Raw genomic sequence first — 17,994 nt, forward strand, 5'->3', positions numbered from 1 at the left:
AAGGGGCGCTACTGCAAGAAATGTCCAAGAAAATAATCACTCCTGAGGCTTCAGGATAAACCCTTTCCCGTGAATGTTTTCAATATGGATATTTGCAGGCTTTAGTTTTTTTCGAAGACGGGAAATGAAGACATCCATACTGCGTCTGTTGAAAAAATCATTTTCCCCCCAAATTGACCGTAATATATCTTCGGTTAGTACCAGGTCTCCGGGGGATTTAAAAAACAATTCAAGAAGCTGGACTTCACGGCCCGTGAGCTTTACGGTTTCATTGCCCATCATCAATTCCTGCCGTGCTATGTTCAGAGATACACCCCTGAATTCAATCTGATCTGCCGCTTTTCCTGAAACCCTTTCATACCGCTTTAATACCGCGTGTATTCTGGCCACAAGCTCCTCCTCATCGACCGGCTTTACAATATAATCATCTGCACCCTGGTTAAAACCTTTTAAAACATCCACCTTCAGCGATCGTGCCGTCAGAAAAATCAACGGGATTGCGGGCTTTGCAGCACGTATCCTTTTTGCCAGTTCAAAACCATCCATTACCGGCAAGGTAACATCCAAAATTGCCAGATGAACCGGGTTCATACGAATACAGGCAATCGCCTCATCCGGGTGACTTACCCATTTCACACTAAAATCCTTTAATTTCAGGTATTCAGATAACATATACCCGACATCCTTATCATCTTCTACCAGTATAATGTGATAATTCATCTGGATTTTGGAATATGAATGGTAAATAAACTTCCTCTGCCTGGCGTGCTCTCAATGCTGATGCTCCCTCCCATCATAGAAACGACCTGTTTTACGTAGCTCAGACCAATCCCAAATCCCGGAACTCCATTTCGGGCCCGAAAAAACTTTTTAAATATATCATCGCGCAATTCAGGATCAATTCCTTCACCATAATCCCGAATTGAAATCCGGACCATTGAATCTGCGGCTTCACAGCCAATTTCAATCCTGTCGTTACTAAATTTGATGGCATTCTCAAGCAAATTAATCACGGCATTCTTCAAATGGTATGAATCTGCCAGGACCTCGCAATCGCATTCACTTTGTACTATAAACTCTCTTTCCGGATTTAACTCCTGAATGTTTTTTACCGATTCCCCGACGAGCTTTGCTGTTTCTATGGTTTCCAGCTTCAACACCTTGTTTGAATTTTCAAGAGAGGCCAACTCAAGAATTTTTTCGACATTCATCTTCACAAATTCTATCTTGGTACGCGCAGTTTGGATATAAGGCATCAGATCCGGACCTGATTTCTGCTCAAGTATCTTCAACGAGAGACTGGACGCAAAAACCGGGGTTTTGATTTCGTGCGTCAGGTGATTGATGAAATCGTTCTTTACCTCATTCAAAAATCGTTGTTCCCTTACTATACGAATGAGTAAGACAAAACCAGCCGTGAGTAGCACCAGAAATATTATTGCCGGAATAACATACCACCAAACGTTATTCCAGAATTGCCGGTTGTAATCAACGATCCGGATATTCAGATATGGGGCACACCGGCAGTCTGAGGCGATAATACCCTCAATAGGTATCTTATAATTTCCTTCTTCCTGAAACCCCTGTTCAAATTGTTCAGAAGAAAAGTAAATATCTCCATTGATTCGATCCTTCACTGCGAATTCAAACGTTGAGGAGATCCCCGCCCTTGTCAGCCTGTCAGTAAGATACATTCTGTAAAACTGAGATCCTGCAGACTTCAGGGAATCCAACCCAATAGGAAATGTAACCGTGTCCTGCCGTATGATGGCCGACAATAAATTACTGAAAGGCGTTCTGTTGTAAATTTCATCACCCGTGAGTGCCAGGGTTTCCGCTATACGCTGATCATATTTTTCTTTAGACACAGTGAGATTGCTGCGTAGCATTAAATACTGGATGAAACCCAGTCCGACCAACGAAAGGATGATCACCAACATGATGATATAGCTTTTTTCCCGTGTAATTCTGTACGGCATAACAGAAAAGTAAGAATTATTTCACGAGTTATTCAAGGTATTAACATTTCATTAAGAAACATTAACCTATCATTCACCCTTCGCCTTCAGAATTCTCTTCAACTTGGTCTAATAATCGTAATCCATAACGTTCCATGCGTCTCAGGTTATTCCTTCTTATACTTTCACTCGTGCTCATCTCTGCCCAATCATGGTCTCAGGGGTGCGTGGCAATACGACATTTTTCAACCTGCAGTCCTACATATGGACAATCAAATCCGTCTACCCGCGGTGACTTTCAGACAGGCCTTAATTACAGATACTTCAAATCATTCCGGCATTTCAGAGGTACGGAAGAAGAACCTGACAGGGTAACGAATAATACAGAGGTGATCAATCATTCACATTCGTTTGATTATTTCCTCTCCTATGGCATCACAGATCGCTGGCAGGTGGCTGTAACCATTCCGCTTGTTCTGAACTCAAGATCTTCTTTATATGAACATGGCCGATCGGAACGCTACAGTACCTTTTCCAGGGGTATGGGTGATGTAACCATCAATACAAATTACTGGCTTATTGATCCGTTCATTAACAGCAGTTTTAATCTTCAGGCCGGATTTGGGGTTAAATTACCTACCGGAAGTTACAATGCTTCGGATATCTTCTATAATGTCGGTCCGAACGGTTCTCCCGAAACCCGACCTGTCGATCAAAGTATTCAGCCCGGTGACGGTGGGTTCGGTTTAATATTGCAGGGTCAGGGCTATTACGTTCTGAATACCAGGGCTAGCATCTATGCTGCGGGATTTTACCTTTTCAATCCGAGAAACACCAATGGTATCCGTACTTTCCGGGAAACACTCAGTCCGCTGCTTGAAAATGAAGCAATCATGTCTGTTACCGATCAGTTTTCTGTACAGGCAGGATTATCGTTCGTGGCAGGAACACATATGAGCCTCCAGGCCGGGGTTCGATATGAGGGCATTCCTGTAAGCGATGTAATCGGCAAGAGTGAAGGTTTCCGAAGACCCGGTAATGTCCTGTCGGTAGAACCTGGCATTAATTATACAGTCGGAAACTGGAATTTAATGCTTTCTGTACCAGTGGCGGTACGCCGCGAACGTCCGCAAAGCCTTACCGATAAAGAAATTGAAGATGAAACGGGAAATCCGAGGAATGGTGATGCTGCTTTTGCCGATTACCTGATCAATGTGGGGGTCAGTTTACGGATTCCCGGAAAAAGAATAACAGATATTTAAAATAGCTTTCTTCATAAGGAGGAGCCCGAAAGGGTTCCTTTTTTTTTGCCCAAAACTAATCGTAATACCAGCACATATTTCATTCGCCCATGGAATTTAGTAATTTTGAAAATTAGACGTGGAAGTAAGTGATAGAAAAGTAACCCGGTCATGAAAGGTATTTGTACAATTGGATTCGTCGCCTTACTGTTATTCACGCGTTGTGGTGGCGATGGTGACGATGTACAGGTGAACTGTGCTGATACCGGCTTAAAAATCCAGGTTACAGCGGTTGATTACACCGATTGCGGTATACCAACCGGAAGAATTCGGGTTGTTGGAAGTGGTGGATCTGAACCATATTCATTCAGTATTAATTCTGGAGAATCCAATACCACCGGAGTCTTTGAAAATCTGAATACAGATTATTACACCATTATCGTGCGCGATAAAAACGGATGTACGGCTGAAGTTGAGACTTTTGTTGGAAGCAATGAAGGCATCCGTGCTGTTGCATTCACAACGGCTTCGGGGTGTAATGAGACCAATGGAAGTATTATCGTCACTGCAAGAAACGGCAAGGAACCGTACAAATACCAACTTGGAGAAAACAGCAACTACCAGGATTCCCCCGAATTTTATGATCTCGCCAGTGGCTCATACAGTATCTGGGTAGGCGATGCAAATGATTGCTTCATCGGTATTTATGTAGATCTTTTGAGTGGCATATCCTTCGCCAATGACATAAATGATATTACCAGTGCATCCTGTGCATCTTCCGGTTGCCATGACGGTTCGGTTAATCCGAATCTCTCAACGCTGCAGGGCATACAGGATAATTCACAGGCAGTTCTCGCCAGCATCCTGGATAAATCGATGCCGCCGGATGTTCCCTTAACTCCCGATGAGATTTTCCAAATAGAGTGCTGGATTAAGGATGGGGCACCTGATAACTAATTAATTCAATGATCAGATCATTAATTCTAACAATATTATTTTTAGTATCCTTCGCCTTTGAGAATAATGCACAGGTACAACATTCCATAGCACGTCAATGGAATGAGGTTCTGCTGGATGCAATCCGGAATGACTTCGCACGCCCAACCGTACACGCCAGAAATTTATTCCATGTGTCTGCCGCTATGTATGATGCCTGGACGGTTTATTCCGACGAGCCGGCGCCCTGGCTTCTTGGGAATACACGTGGTAATTTCACTTCTGTTTATTCGGGAATCCCCGTATCCACAGATATTGAAAACGATCGGGAAATGGCTATCAGTTATGCTGTTTACAGGTTAATTCTGCACAGATTCGAATTCTCACCCGGGTCTATCAAAATCCGTAATGAAGCATTCTCACTCATGATGGATTTGGGTTATGATCCGAATGTCACGGGCACCGACTACAGGTCGGGCGACCCGGCACAGGTGGGTAATTATATAGCTTCGCAATATATAGCATTCGGCTTGACGGATGGTTCAAATGAACAGCTTGACTACATAAATCAATACTACTCACCTGTTAATCCACCACTTGTCCCAACACGCAGCGGAAATCCGCAAATTATTGATCCCAACCGTTGGCAGCCACTTTTCCTGGATAATTTTATCGACCAATCCGGAAATCCGATCCCTGTAGGACAAATTAGTTTCCTCAGCCCGGAATGGGGTAATGTAACACCCTTTGCCATGGGAACTTCGGACAGGAAGTTCAATGAGCGTGATGGCGACACCTATTGGACCTATATGGATCCCGGGCCTCCGCCTTTCATTCAGGAAGATGGTGAAGGAACCAGCGAACAATACCAATGGGGGTTTTCGCTTGTAGCCATCTGGTCGGCTCATTTAACGCCCAATGATGGGGTAATGTGGGATATATCTCCGCGGTCCCTGGGTAATGTCACGCAACTCCCGTCGTCCGCGGAAGAAATGCAGGCATATTACGACCTGATTAATGGAGGCGACCCGGGCACCGGATATGCAGTGAATCCTTATACCGGTGCTCCTTATGAGCCTCAGATGGTTAAGCGTGGAGATTATACACGTGTTCTTGCTGAATTCTGGGCCGATGGACCGGATTCTGAAACACCCCCTGGTCACTGGTTCACGATTCTTAATTATGTCAATGATCAGCCAGAACTGGTGAAGCGTTTCAAGGGCGAAGGACCTTTGCTTGATGACCTGGAATGGGATATAAAAACCTATTTCACCCTTGGTGGCGCCATGCATGATTGTGCCATTGCCGCGTGGGGTGTAAAAGGCTGGTATGATTACATCCGTCCGGTTTCCGCTATCCGGTATATGGCAGATAAAGGCCAATCAACTGATCCCGGTGACCTCAGTTACCATCCCGCAGGAATTCCATTGCTCGAAGGTTACATCGAACTTGTTCGGGAAGGTGATCCGCTGGCTGGTCCGCAAGGAAATAATATCGGTAAAATCAAGTTGATGGCGTGGAAGGGGCCAGATTATATTCCAAATCCTGAGGTTGATTACGCAGATGTGGACTGGATTCTGGCTGAAAACTGGTGGCCTTACCAACGGCCTACATTTGTTACCCCGCCTTTTGCGGGTTATGTTTCAGGCCATTCAACATATTCAAGGGCTGCAGCCGAAGTGCTCACCATGATTACAGGGGATCCGTATTTCCCTCGTGGGATGGGTGAATTTATTGCCAGAAAAAATGAATTCCTTGTTTTCGAAGAAGGACCCAGTGAAGATGTCATTCTTCAATGGGCAACCTACAGGGATGCATCCGATCAAACCAGTCTTTCCAGAATATGGGGAGGAATTCATCCACCTGCGGATGATATTCCAGGGCGGAAAATGGGAATTAAAATAGGTTTGCTTGCATTTCAAACCGCAGAAAAGATTTTCAATAATGCCGTCATTACATCATTGGACGAACCTTTTTCCGCAACCGCTGAAATATTCCCAAATCCGGTAAAGGAAGGAAGCCCGGTTAGAATTCAGCCTGACCCCTCCGGCGACATATCCGAAATAAAAGTAATGGATTTACAAGGCAAAATCCATCGGGAATTAACGTTCCCCAGCCCCGTTTCTTCCTTAACGATTGAGGGATTTTTATCATCGGGATTGTATATCTTACAAGTCAGTAATAGTCGGGGTGAAATATCATCTTTCAGACTGATAGTAAAATAATACGGACGGTATCCGAAATAAGAATAAATGAAGTGCAGGCTGATTCTGTTCCTACTGATGTGGGCACTTGCTCTTATTCCTGTCTTTTCCTACGGACAGGCAGATACGATCAGACTACCCATGAATAAGATCCTGGTCCTTCCGGACTCAGTGTATATTCCGGACAGGGATACGGTTTTCATAGTTCCAGAAGGTTTCAAATACAGGATCAAGCCTAACCCCTACTTTAAAAGTCAGAATTTTTACGAAAAACTGAGAAATAACAAGGAGAAAAGTGCCCTGTCCCGTGAATTATACGACCTGGTCATCAGGGATACCACCTACAATGTACTTGATAAGACGAAACCTGTGCGCGCGGAGGCCTATTTCAGGGACTTCCGCGGAATGAGAATTAATTCGATTCGTCATTATCCTGTGCAGCTCATAACAGGTAGTGTAACCGATACCTTAAGGGAATCCTCGAATTCATTTATTGACAAGCTCGATGAATCCCATATAGATACCCGAACCCGCCTGGTGCGAAACAATGTCCTTTTCACGGAAGGAGACCTGCTGGACCCCTTCCGAATGGCCGATTCAGAACGAATTCTCCGATTATTTGAATACATCAATGACGCCCGGATATATGTACTCCCCTCTATCGATAATGAAGGTAGTGTTGATGTTATTATCGTTACCCAGGACCGGTTTCCATGGGGACTGGATCTGGATATTTCGAGTTTATCAAAATTTGAAATAGGACTTTCGCAACGAAACATACTGGGAACGGGAAATGAACTCTCGGCAGGATTCATTCGCAACAAAAATGACGAGCCACAAAATGGCTACGTTGTTCAATACGTTTCTGCTCCATACAAGAATACATTTACAAATTTGACATTAACGGCAGAAAACAGCTACATCCGTGAATATTACTCAGTAAAAGCAGAAAAGAACAACATCAGCCCTGTCATAAAATATGCGGGCTCCCTGGAGCTGGCGACGCTGTCGAGGGATTTTAATTTTGCGATCGAAGATTCGACTTATGAAAATTATTTAAGTCTGAATTATGCCGATATATTTTTGGGACGGGCATTTCAGACTTTTAGTGATGACCGTAAGACAGTCAATATTGCATTGCGGAATGTTTACGTAGATTTTAGTGATCGACCCACGGTGGAAAGTGACAGCAATACAATTTTTTATAATCGGAATACATTAATTGGAACATTTGACATACGAAAAACCAATTTCATCAAAACTACCAATGTGGTAAGCATTGGAATCACAGAAGATCTGCCGGTTGGATACTATATCGGAGCATCCCTGGGAGGGAATTTTGATGAATTCAAAAACCAGGTGTATACAGGCATGCGATGGCAGTGGAGCAATTATCTGAAGTTTGGATATATATATTTGAGAAGTGAACTGGGGACTTTCTTCAACTCCAAAGAATTTTCTGACGGCATGTGGGTCAATGAATTCGCCTACATGACCCAATTGTTTAAATTACGACGGTCCACATTCAGGTCGTTTGCCAGATTTAACTATATAAGGGGCATCAATCTTTCCCTTCCGGTTTCCGCCCGTCTCAGGGATTACATCCGTGGTCTTAAAGGCTATTACACCCAGGGAAATGAGGCAATTGCTTTAAATTTTGAGTCCGTATGGTTCACCCCCTGGTACTGGTATGGCTTCCGGTTTGCTCCGTTCTTCACTTTGGATATTGGCTATGTAAGTGAAGACAGGGTTTCCACTTCCTATAAAGAACTTTATCCGGCCCTGGGCACTGGTTTCAGGATTACCAATCCGGGCCTTTTTCTGAGTTCATTCGAAATAGGAGTGAAATATTTCACGAATACCCCGCCCGATGGTAATACCATTTACTTCAACCTGTCAGTCTCTCAGCGACTGCGGTTCAATTATAATACAACTGTAAAGCCAGATGTGCTACCATACCGAGCCTATAAATTTTTATGATATTCATTTTGAAATCCTGATAAATAGATTCTTCTTTCGGAATACCTCTTAACCAATGGTAAAAGCATTCTTTCGATTCCTGTTTAAAATTAAAGGATGGAAGCTGGCCCCGGGCATCCCTAAGGACGCACATAATTGCATTATGCTAGCAGCCCCACATACCTCCAACTGGGATTTTATTTATGCAATAGCCGCACTTGATATGCTTGGAATCAAGGTTAGATTCACAATTAAAAAAGAATTCAACCGGTTTCCGTTGGGTCCGATGATCTCCTCTATGGGTGCCCTCTGGATCGATCGCTCACCACGAAAAGCGGGAGAAGAACGCCCCAGCATGACAGAGGTTATGGCTGATTTTTTTAACCATGAAGAAAACCTGCCACTCGCCGTCCTTGTCACCGCAGAAGGAACACGTTCAAGAGTGACCAAATGGAAAACAGGATTTTATCATACAGCATTGAAAGCAGGTGTACCTCTCTGCCTGTCCTATCTTGACTACAGGGATAAAATAGCCGGCATCGGCCTCTGCTTTATGCCAACAGGCAATATTGAAGAAGACATGAGGATCATAATGGATTTTTATGCCGATAAATCACCCCGCCATCCGGAAAAATTCACGCTCGACCATCGCTACAGGTAACTTTATTCTGATCTGAGCGCTTCAATCGGATTATCCCTGAGAACCCGTGCCGATTGAAATACAAGGATCATGAAGGCCACGCCAAACAGTATGAGCCCTCCACCCAGGTAGGTAAATCCATCAATGGGAATCTTAAACTCAAAGTTGTCCAGCCAGGAGCTTACAAAATAATAGGTCAGCGGAATTGACAGTAATGTGGCGATAATAACCAGCAACAAATAGGACTTACTGAGTTCGATAACCATATTTCCGATCCCCGCTCCAAGCACCTTGCGTATACCTATTTCCTTTCTGCGGGCATTCATTGTCAAAACAGCCAATCCAAACAGCCCGAGTGAGCCGATCAATACAGAAATAATCGTTGCTGTAACTATAATAGTATTCAGATTACCTTCCCGCTCATACTGGGCCTGGATTGTATCATCCAGAAAAGTCAGATTTATTGGGTCTTCCGGAAAAAGCTCATTCCACGTTTCCCTGATGTCGGCTAATCCATCCGCAGTCTGTCCGGCACGAAGCCTCACCATTAATCTTGGTGCAACGGATGAGTGAATGCTCAGGCCATGGATCCCCTCAAGCAAAATCTGCGGGTTAATCACCAGGGCCAGCGGCCCTACCTTATTGTGAAGAGAAGCAAAATTAAAATCCTTAACAACGCCAATGATTTCATGATCCTGAAATTCTTCATGTGGAATTCTCTTACCCACAGGGTCCGTTAGATTGAACTCCTTCACAAAAGCCTCGTTCACGATTACAGATCGTCGTTCATCAGCCTGATCCTCCTCCCGAAAATTCCTGCCCGCTACCATTTCCATCTCAAGTGTCTCGATGAAAGATGGATCCACAACATTAAAAAAGAATCTGTGCATGCTTTCCTGCGCGTCTACATAGCTGCCTTCCATCCATGTGCCTTCCTCGAAATTCTGACAGCTAATTCCGACGCTTTCAACGGTGGATAGTCCTTTGAATGTACGCTGACCTCTTTTAGCCTTATCCCACCCCTTGCTGATCACATCCATGAAACCACGTGTATCGTTAACGGTTATTGGTAGAACAACAACTTGCTCACGATTGAATCCAAGGTTTTTTGACTGCAGATAATTCAGCTGATTCTTCATGAAAAGAACCGTCGTGATGAGAAATACTGACAGGATCAATTGAAGTGTTATAAGACCCTTTCGCACATTCTGGCGCCCCTGCCCAACCATTAAATTGCCTTTCAGAATATTAACAGGTTTAAATCCTGAAACAACCATAGCCGGATAAGCACCTGCTAAAATTCCAACCAAAATGGCAAGCCCTGTAAAAAGTAAAATTTCATCAATATTCAGATTGAATGACAGCTCCTTCCCTGAAAGCTGGTTAAAGAATGGCAGTGCAAAATAAGCGGCAATCAGTGCGATCGCCAAAGAAATCAAGCTAAGGATAATAGCCTCTCCCAGAAATTGAGAAACCAATTGGCTTCGATGCACACCCACTACTTTCTTCACTCCGATTTCACGTGCCCTTCCAAAGGATCTTCCGAGTGAAAGATTCATGAAATTAATACAAGCCATCACCAGTATCAGGAAACATATCGCAGATAAAATCAATGTATACTTGGGGTCACTAACAGGAGCGAGACCGCTGGGCATATCGGTATCCAGGTGCATATCGCCAATGGACTGTAATCCTATGGTGAAAGTCCGCCCTTCCAGATCATCTCCAATAGCCCGTTCCACCAAGGCGGGTAACTTGGCAGCAAGGCTTTCCATCTCAGCCTCCGATTGAAGCAGTACATACGTCTCCGAGGCTACAAAATTCCATGAATTCATCATCTCCTCCGGCATAATATCTTTCGCATGACTGGTATTCAGTAAGAAATTGAAATGAAATGAGGAGTTGGACGGCGCATCCTCGACTACCGCGGAGACAATAAACTCTTTTTTACCCGGACCGATGACGATCGCTAACGAATTTCCGGCCACCTCCACTTTTCCAAAAATTTTGAGAGCCATGGATTTTGTGATCACAAGATCACCAGGCTCATCCAGCGCCCCTTTTGCGGTGCCCGAAATCACTTTAAAATCAAACATCGAAAGGAAGGATGAGTCAACCATATGAAGTGACTCCTCAAATGTATCGCCGCCTTCTTCAACCTGACTGTTAAATTCAAACCAAATTGTTTTTGCCTCTGCTTCCGGGTAATTAGCCAGAATTTCATCACCCATGATGATAGGTACCATCGGGCTTTTATTCAAGGTCCCATCTATTCTTTCGGCTTCATAAAAAAGACGGAACAAGCGTTCCTTCTTACTATGAAACCGATCAAATGTGAGTTCATCCTTTACAAAGAAAATGATCAGGATCGCGCAGGCAATTCCCAGGGTAAGTCCGAGAATATTGATAAATGAATATAACCTGGTTCGGGAAAGGTTTCGAAGAGAAATCTTAATGATATGTTTGAGCATTGTTTTTTGAGTTTGACCTATCAATTATACAAAAATGGTTCCTGCTCTATAAATTTTTCCTGTTAAAAGATGTTAAACAAAAAAAGAGCCGCGATTGCAGCTCTTTTTAAATCTGTTTATCCAGGTTAGGCTAGCCCATTTTCATCGTATGACTTACAAACGGCTGATCATACAATCGCTCACCTGTGAGTCTGGCCATGGCATTTGCCAGTGCGCCCATAACTGGAGGCAGTGATGGTTCACCAAGGCCGGTAGGATCAATTCCATTATCTACGAAGAAAGTTTCAACCGCAAGCGGTGCTTCGTTATGACGGATGAGCCGGTAGCTATTAAAGTTATTGGACCTCGGTTCACCGTTCTGGAAGGTCATGGCGCTGTACATGGCATGACCGATACCATCAATGATACCTCCTTCCACCTGGTTTCTTGCGGCATCGGGATTCACAACAATTCCACAATCAACTGCACACCATACCTTTTTCACACGAGGCTGACCATTATCAAGCACAATATCCAGCACCTGGGCCACATAGGAATTATGACAGTAATATGCGGCAACACCCCTGTACACCCCGGGTGTTTCCTTACCCCATCCCGACTTCTCCCGAACAAGTTTCAGCACACCGGCATAACGTTCGGCGTCATAATCATTATTCTCTCCAACAGGATTGCTGATTGCACGATCGAAGAGTTCCAGTCGGAATGCAATCGGGTCTTTTCCTGCCGCTTCAGCGACCTCATCGAGAAAAGACTGCTCAGCGCCTGCCACAAAGTTTGATTGGGGCGCACGCCATGCACCCGTTGAAATATTTGATTCCAGGTTGAGGTTTTCACAAATATAATTGTCAACAGCACCAGCCGGATAACGGTTTGGAAAGAGCGGACCTCCCTGAACTCCTGCACCACGGGCATGAAATCCAATGAGATTATTATTCTCATCAAGAGCAGCCCTGTAGAGAATTTTGTAAGCAGGACGATAGGTGCCCTGTGTCATATCATCCTCACGGGTGTATAATAACTTCACAGGAGCCTGTAATTTATGCGAAATTACTGCCGCTTCAACACCGAAGTTTCCATACAGTCTGCGGCCAAAGCCACCTCCCTGACGGGTCATCATAATGGAAATATTATCTTCCGGAATATTGAGAATTGAAGAAACCGTTTTACTGAGGTATTCCGGCGTTTGTATCGGGCCAAGTAATTCAGCTTTACCATCCCGTACGTCCGCGAAGAAATTCATCGGCTCCATGGTATTGTGAGCAAGGAACGGAGCAGTATACGTACGTTCGATAACCTTGGCTGCACGTTTAAAGGCACCCTCCGGATCGCCGTCTTTTCTTTGGGGTTCGTCTGCCGGATTGGAAACTAATTTCGACAGTCCTTCTTCATGGCCTGAGGTATCTTCAGCAGGTGAGGTCCTCTCCCATTCAACTTCAACCGCTTTTTTGGCTTGCATCACCTGCCAGGTAGCATCCCCCGCAACAACCACCAATTCAGGGAAGGCATTTACGTCAGACCATTGGAACTCTGCACCTTCAGGACGGGCATTAATTGTAAATACATCCCTGATACCAGGCATAGCCTTTGCTTTTTCAGCATTCACAGATTTTATCTTCATTCCAAATGCAGGCGGATGTATGATCATCGCCATGAGCATACCCTCCTTGTAGGTATCAATACCATACAATGGCTGTCCTGTGACGATCTTTGGTGCGTCCACATTTTTACGCGAAGTCCCAATAATTTTGAAATCCTTTGGATCCTTCAGCTTAACATCCTCGGGAACCGTCAATGTTCCTGCCACCGACGCAACTTCACCATAGGACAACTCCTTCTCCCCGTGCATGAGTTTACCCTTTGATGTCTTGATCTCCGAAACGGGAACCTGCCACTTTTGAGCAGCTGCGTCCATAAGCATACGGCGGGCAGTAGCTCCTGCCATCCGCAAACTTTGCCATCCAAAACGTATTGACTGACTTCCTCCTGCGAGCTGCCGGGTGAATTTAGAGACATCCAGCCCAGCCTGTTCCACCACCACATCATCCCAGTCTACGTCGAGCTCCTCCGCAATAATCATCGGCATGGATGTCTTAACATTCTGTCCAATTTCCGGATTCGGAGAGAATATGGTTACAAGTCCGTTATCAGCTATTTTCAGATAAGCGTTAATGTCAAACCAATCCTTTGGCAATGATGCAACCTGTTCCGGGGTAGGCTTACAAGCCGTTAACCAGTTGAATGTAATCATCATACCTCCGCCTGCCATCGCCGACGCTTTCAGAAAGGTTCTTCTGTCCAGTTTATTTTTTTCTTTGATCATGATCAGGTTTGTTGAGTGAGAAGTATGAAAAATCAGGAATTGGAAGCGGTTTTAATGGCAGCTTTAATTCGGACGTAAGTACCACATCTGCAGATATTTCCCGCCATTGCCGCCTCAATCTCCGTGTCGGAGGGTGTCGGATTTCGTTCGAGTAGCGCGGCTGCATTCATGATCTGTCCGACCTGGCAGTATCCGCATTGCGGCACGTCATGTTCGAGCCATGCCTGTTGCAATGGATGGGATCCATCTTCAGACAGTCCCTCGATAGTCGTGATTTTCTTATCTCCCACAGCAGATATGGGAAGTGAGCAAGATCGAACAGCGGCTCCATCCAAATGAATGGTACATGCTCCGCATTGCGCAATTCCACAACCGAATTTTGTGCCCACCAACCTGAGATTGTCGCGCAATACCCATAGGATCGGAGTGGTTGGATCAGCCTCGACAGACTGACTCTTACCATTTACATTTAAGGTATAATTTGCCATAATGGAGAGATTTATTAGAAAAATTAAAAGATTGAGTTCTATTAAAGTTCATGACTTTTAGCCATAAAAGCAATATATACCCCGCCTATTTCAATAATGAAGGCTGTTCTGGCAGGCCAGGCTGATCACCTCACCAGGAGTCGATGTGTTTCAGAACCCCAACTGCCTGAAATCAATATCAGATATACCCCGGGAGAAATAACAGGAATATTCACCTTTACTTCATTTTCAGTGCCCAGAAATTCTTCAAAAATGTGCCGGCCCGTCAGATCCAGCAAAGTCATCTTCGAGTAACCGGAGGGTTTCCTGATACTCAGTTTCTTGTTTCCCTGCAAAGGATTGGGAAAGATAATTACTTCCGACGAGCCCTGTTCTTCCAATGAAGTAATAACCTCCCCGTTAAAGATACTATTGGCCAGGTCAACTGCCTGCTTTCCAATTTCTATTCCAATACGCCGGCCCGGAATATCATCCTCCGGAGGATGAATGCCGCCCCAAATCCTGGACATACTGCTTTGATCTGATGCATCCCGATACCGGGCCCATTGTAATTTGATATCCATACTCGGCCCCTCCTCAAATACAAGGAACTCATTCTTTCTGGCGATGTATTCCCCCAGACCACCTGGAAAATACTCACTGCCGGTTATAATACTCAGTACTTCAGCACCCGCGCTTGAAAAAGTTGAATGCCCTGAAATATACCCGGCAAAAGGAGGTGTTACAAACGTGGGGCGCTGATAGGAAAACCAATTCTCTGCGAGTATCCAGCCAACGCCTGCCTCATCAATCTCAGGGTTATCAATGAATTCATGTCCCCGCCACGTGTAGAGTTTAATCTTATGTACATTTTCACCATTCGTTCCCTGAAGCTCATCACCCGGGTATACGAGTTCTACAAAGCCCTCCAGCAAGGGTAATCCATGCGGATCATAGGACGGTAGATCCGGATCAGAAGACTGACCTTTTGCCGCCATATACCGAATGGCTGAGATGGGACGCACGTAATCGTAGTAGCCCTTGATAGACCAGGACGTGACCGCAGCATCGTGCATTGCGCCTCCCATGGCCATGTAGGCTTTTACATCCCATTCCAATGGATTCATAAAATGCCCCTCTCCAAGCCAGCGAGGCTCAAATTCGGGGTGGTCGGTCACATCATTCAGTAAGGTAAACCAATGTCCGGGCGGGGTTTCAGAATCAGGCCCGTCTGCCCAGAATTCTGCCAAAACCCGGCTAAAATCACCCCTCGGAACAATCTGTGGATCATAGGGATTTCCAGTGACGGGGTTTATTTCATAACCGGTCCCTGCATCCCCGCCATTAAAGTAATCATAAAAGTTGCTGTAACCGGATGGACTGGATGGATACGCCAGGTTATTCCCAAACGACGCAGGGGATATATCGATCATAACCCCATCATGCGGATCCAGGTGCGAACCCCAGATACTCACCATGGTATGTGTCCATTTATAGGGATCTGTAAGTCCGGGTTCATTCCCGATATATGCCGGTGCACCAGGATCATGGAATATGCGATATTCATGACCATCCCGGATCCTTTTAACAGCCGCAAGTGTATCCAGGGCAAAAGGAACCAGGTTACCCCATTCAGGTCCCAGAAACGGCGGCGTTGTACCATCTGCATTGCCACTTTGATCAATAAAATTTTCCAGCTGAAGCGGTTGCCACCGGTTAGCATTAAAAATAGTCGGATTGCCCGGATCGAAAGGGTTTAACGGATCATTTACAGGCTCGTAATAGGTATTTGAATAATTATTGGATTCATTCGAGCCATCGGTTTTACCAAAATTGATCACCTCTCTCCCAATATAATTTCCCAGGCCCGCAGCATCGCCATCAAGATACGCCGAACTGGTATAGTTCACGTCGTACCCCAACCTCTCCATCAGGGCTCTGAAATAAGCCCTTGAAACTCCACTTCCCGGAGAGTTTTGAAACCGGTAATCCAGAAGCCTGTACGCAGCATAACTAATCGCTTTTATCTGAGCATCCTCAGGCATCACTATACCTGCGAACTGACTTTTATAGGAACCCCGTTCCTTGCCCAACAGGTATGTATTCCCCCCGAAAGCGGCCCATGCATCGTACATGGCAACTGACAAATGAAATAAATTCCTGGCATGAACTGTAGGTCTTGCGAGATCATTGCGTATTGCAAAGAGCAAGGCCTCATTCCATTGCCGGGCAATGCTTTTAGAAGCATCGGGCAACGGCGGAAGTGCAACAAGAGGCAGGGATCCAAGGTCCGAGGACGTGATCAGGTTATTGTAGGTTCCGGAGGTGTATGGTAAAAGGCTTTCTGATTGGGACAAAATATACCTCTTATTCACCTGGTCCGGATAATGTCTGGAATTGGTACCGTCGGGCCAATTCACAATTATCGAATCAACTTTATCCGCCTGCCCAAGTCCGAAATATTGACGAAATCCATTCTGACTTGCCCAGCCGGTTCCTGCCCTTACCTGTGATACCTGGCTTTTACCATCAAAAAAGACGGAGATTCTGGCCCCAAGCGCAAATGCATTCACCGTTGAACCAACCAGATCCAGTTGAAGCCAGTTGTTTGCCGAAACCGTCTCATTTTGAAATATCCTTACCGCCTTGTCGGTCTCACCATTCACCAGGATGATGTCCTGCAGACCATCATTGTTCAAATCGGCAGTGGCCATACCATAGCCGGTCAGTTTATTTTCAAGAGGTGTGCCTTCTGCGATATCTTCAAACGTATTATCAGATTGATTAATGAATAAGCGGCTTATGTAGGAAGAAAATCCGTACGCATTGTGCACATAAATATCAATATCGGCATCATTGTCAGCATCGAATAGGCGAATTCCCCAGCTCATTCCGTAATCATTTGAACCAGATGCCATGGCTCTTTCATTATAATCGCCGGAATTACTTTCAAAAAGATAGTTGTCAAACAGGTTTGTTATGTAATAATCAGGCTTCCCGTCGCCATTGATATCCGCCTCATCTATTCCCATGGCCTGGCTTTCCGTTTTTAAGCCCCATTTTTCGGAAGCATCCGAGAAATTACCTGATCCGTCATTTTCAAAGATTTCCGTTGGCTCATAGGTGTCATAAACCAGGTAGATATCAAGATCTCCATCAAGATCATGGTCGACCAACACGCCTCCCATACCGGTATGAACCGTCGCTACGCCCCTGTCTTTCGCATCATCGATGAGCAGCCCATCACCGGCATTTAGCAGAAGTTCATGCGGATCGCGGAAATTCGCAGAGAAAATATCAACCCAGCCATCATGATTCAGATCCCCGGCCAATAGAGATTGTCTTCGCGCAATTCCAGGAGAAAATCCCTCGCGGAATGTTCCATCGGTATTATTAATGTATACATCAGAGGAAGTCCAGCTACTGGAAACAAGATCAAGCCAGCCGTCATTGTTCAGATCAGTCCAGACCGCTACTGATGCTTCCGTACCCCCCATTCCAGCGGAGGCGGTTACATCTGTAAAATTCCAGTTGCCATCATTACGGTAAAACCGGGATGGCCGTCCTGTAACAAAGAAGTCTTCATCGCCATCGTTATCAAAGTCAGCCACGGCAACTCCGCGGGCTCCATTAATTGAGAATAAACCCGGGTTTGATGTCTTTTCGGTATACAGAACCTGAGCGGGCAGGGTAATTATACGTGCAAACAAAAGCGAACAGACGATCGAAACTCTCAACCACATCCGGTAAAAATAAATAAAAGGTTATTCTGATAGTCTGAAGTCTCCGGAAAAAGAT

At 45.1% G+C, this 17,994-nt stretch carries 11 protein-coding genes; 5 read left to right on the forward strand and 6 right to left on the reverse strand.

Going from position 1 to position 17,994, the window contains the following annotated elements:
* Positions 1–36 precede the first annotated feature (36 nt).
* Together LDX50_RS08025 and LDX50_RS08030 are read right to left on the reverse strand one after the other, a co-directional pair.
* Complete coding sequence (locus LDX50_RS08025; protein ID WP_225697923.1) at positions 37–720, reverse strand: response regulator transcription factor; 684 nt, start codon at positions 718–720, stop codon at positions 37–39.
* Positions 717–1,979, reverse strand: coding sequence for a sensor histidine kinase (locus LDX50_RS08030; RefSeq protein ID WP_225697924.1), 1,263 nt, complete (start codon positions 1,977–1,979; stop codon positions 717–719). The genes LDX50_RS08025 and LDX50_RS08030 overlap by 4 nt, the downstream gene beginning before the upstream one ends.
* Before the next feature lie 134 nt (positions 1,980–2,113).
* Between LDX50_RS08030 and LDX50_RS08035 the strand changes: the two genes are divergently transcribed.
* The 5 genes from LDX50_RS08035 (at position 2,114) to LDX50_RS08055 (ending at position 8,959) form a co-directional block, all read left to right on the forward strand.
* Entirely contained in the window at positions 2,114–3,220 is a 1,107-nt protein-coding gene (locus LDX50_RS08035; protein ID WP_225697925.1) for a transporter family protein, read from the forward strand.
* Between the two features lie 150 nt (positions 3,221–3,370).
* Complete coding sequence (locus LDX50_RS08040) at positions 3,371–4,156, forward strand: hypothetical protein (RefSeq protein ID WP_225697926.1); 786 nt, start codon at positions 3,371–3,373, stop codon at positions 4,154–4,156.
* Positions 4,157–4,164: 8 nt separating this feature from the next.
* Positions 4,165–6,360, forward strand: coding sequence for a DUF6851 domain-containing protein (locus LDX50_RS08045; protein ID WP_225697927.1), 2,196 nt, complete (start codon positions 4,165–4,167; stop codon positions 6,358–6,360).
* A gap of 27 nt (positions 6,361–6,387) precedes the next feature.
* The gene (locus LDX50_RS08050) at positions 6,388–8,319 is read left to right on the forward strand and encodes a BamA/TamA family outer membrane protein (protein WP_225697928.1); all 1,932 of its coding nucleotides are present in this window, start codon (positions 6,388–6,390) and stop codon (positions 8,317–8,319) included.
* 55 nt (positions 8,320–8,374) lie between these two features.
* Positions 8,375–8,959, forward strand: a complete 585-nt coding sequence (locus tag LDX50_RS08055; protein ID WP_225697929.1) for a 1-acyl-sn-glycerol-3-phosphate acyltransferase — start codon at positions 8,375–8,377, stop codon at positions 8,957–8,959.
* A gap of 2 nt (positions 8,960–8,961) precedes the next feature.
* On the opposite strand, the gene LDX50_RS08060 is transcribed toward LDX50_RS08055, so the two are convergent.
* The 4 genes from LDX50_RS08060 to LDX50_RS08075 all read right to left on the reverse strand — a co-directional run bounded on the left by LDX50_RS08060 (position 8,962) and on the right by LDX50_RS08075 (position 17,939).
* Positions 8,962–11,409: an ABC transporter permease gene (locus LDX50_RS08060; RefSeq protein WP_225697930.1), complete on the reverse strand. Its 2,448-nt coding sequence runs from the start codon at positions 11,407–11,409 to the stop codon at positions 8,962–8,964.
* Between the two features lie 130 nt (positions 11,410–11,539).
* On the reverse strand, positions 11,540–13,729 hold the full coding sequence (locus LDX50_RS08065; protein WP_225697931.1) for a xanthine dehydrogenase family protein molybdopterin-binding subunit: 2,190 nt from the start codon (positions 13,727–13,729) through the stop codon (positions 11,540–11,542).
* A 32-nt stretch (positions 13,730–13,761) separates the two neighbouring features.
* Positions 13,762–14,217, reverse strand: coding sequence for a (2Fe-2S)-binding protein (locus LDX50_RS08070; RefSeq protein ID WP_225697932.1), 456 nt, complete (start codon positions 14,215–14,217; stop codon positions 13,762–13,764).
* A gap of 125 nt (positions 14,218–14,342) precedes the next feature.
* Positions 14,343–17,939: an FG-GAP-like repeat-containing protein gene (locus LDX50_RS08075; protein ID WP_225697933.1), complete on the reverse strand. Its 3,597-nt coding sequence runs from the start codon at positions 17,937–17,939 to the stop codon at positions 14,343–14,345.
* Positions 17,940–17,994 lie beyond the last annotated feature (55 nt).

Source organism: Fulvivirga sedimenti (genome assembly GCF_020328055.1).

What these genes read in the sequence shown, in the direction of transcription:
- LDX50_RS08055 (WP_225697929.1), top strand. Translation starts at nt 8,375, where the DNA reads ATGGTAAAAGCATTCTTTCGATTCCTGTTTAAAATTAAAGGATGGAAG.
- LDX50_RS08050 (WP_225697928.1), top strand. Translation starts at nt 6,388, where the DNA reads ATGAAGTGCAGGCTGATTCTGTTCCTACTGATGTGGGCACTTGCTCTT.
- LDX50_RS08070 (WP_225697932.1), bottom strand. Translation starts at nt 14,217, where the DNA reads ATGGCAAATTATACCTTAAATGTAAATGGTAAGAGTCAGTCTGTCGAG.
- LDX50_RS08075 (WP_225697933.1), bottom strand. Translation starts at nt 17,939, where the DNA reads ATGTGGTTGAGAGTTTCGATCGTCTGTTCGCTTTTGTTTGCACGTATA.
- LDX50_RS08035 (WP_225697925.1), top strand. Translation starts at nt 2,114, where the DNA reads ATGCGTCTCAGGTTATTCCTTCTTATACTTTCACTCGTGCTCATCTCT.
- LDX50_RS08065 (WP_225697931.1), bottom strand. Translation starts at nt 13,729, where the DNA reads ATGATCAAAGAAAAAAATAAACTGGACAGAAGAACCTTTCTGAAAGCG.
- LDX50_RS08040 (WP_225697926.1), top strand. Translation starts at nt 3,371, where the DNA reads ATGAAAGGTATTTGTACAATTGGATTCGTCGCCTTACTGTTATTCACG.
- LDX50_RS08045 (WP_225697927.1), top strand. Translation starts at nt 4,165, where the DNA reads ATGATCAGATCATTAATTCTAACAATATTATTTTTAGTATCCTTCGCC.
- LDX50_RS08025 (WP_225697923.1), bottom strand. Translation starts at nt 720, where the DNA reads ATGAATTATCACATTATACTGGTAGAAGATGATAAGGATGTCGGGTAT.
- LDX50_RS08030 (WP_225697924.1), bottom strand. Translation starts at nt 1,979, where the DNA reads ATGCCGTACAGAATTACACGGGAAAAAAGCTATATCATCATGTTGGTG.
- LDX50_RS08060 (WP_225697930.1), bottom strand. Translation starts at nt 11,409, where the DNA reads ATGCTCAAACATATCATTAAGATTTCTCTTCGAAACCTTTCCCGAACC.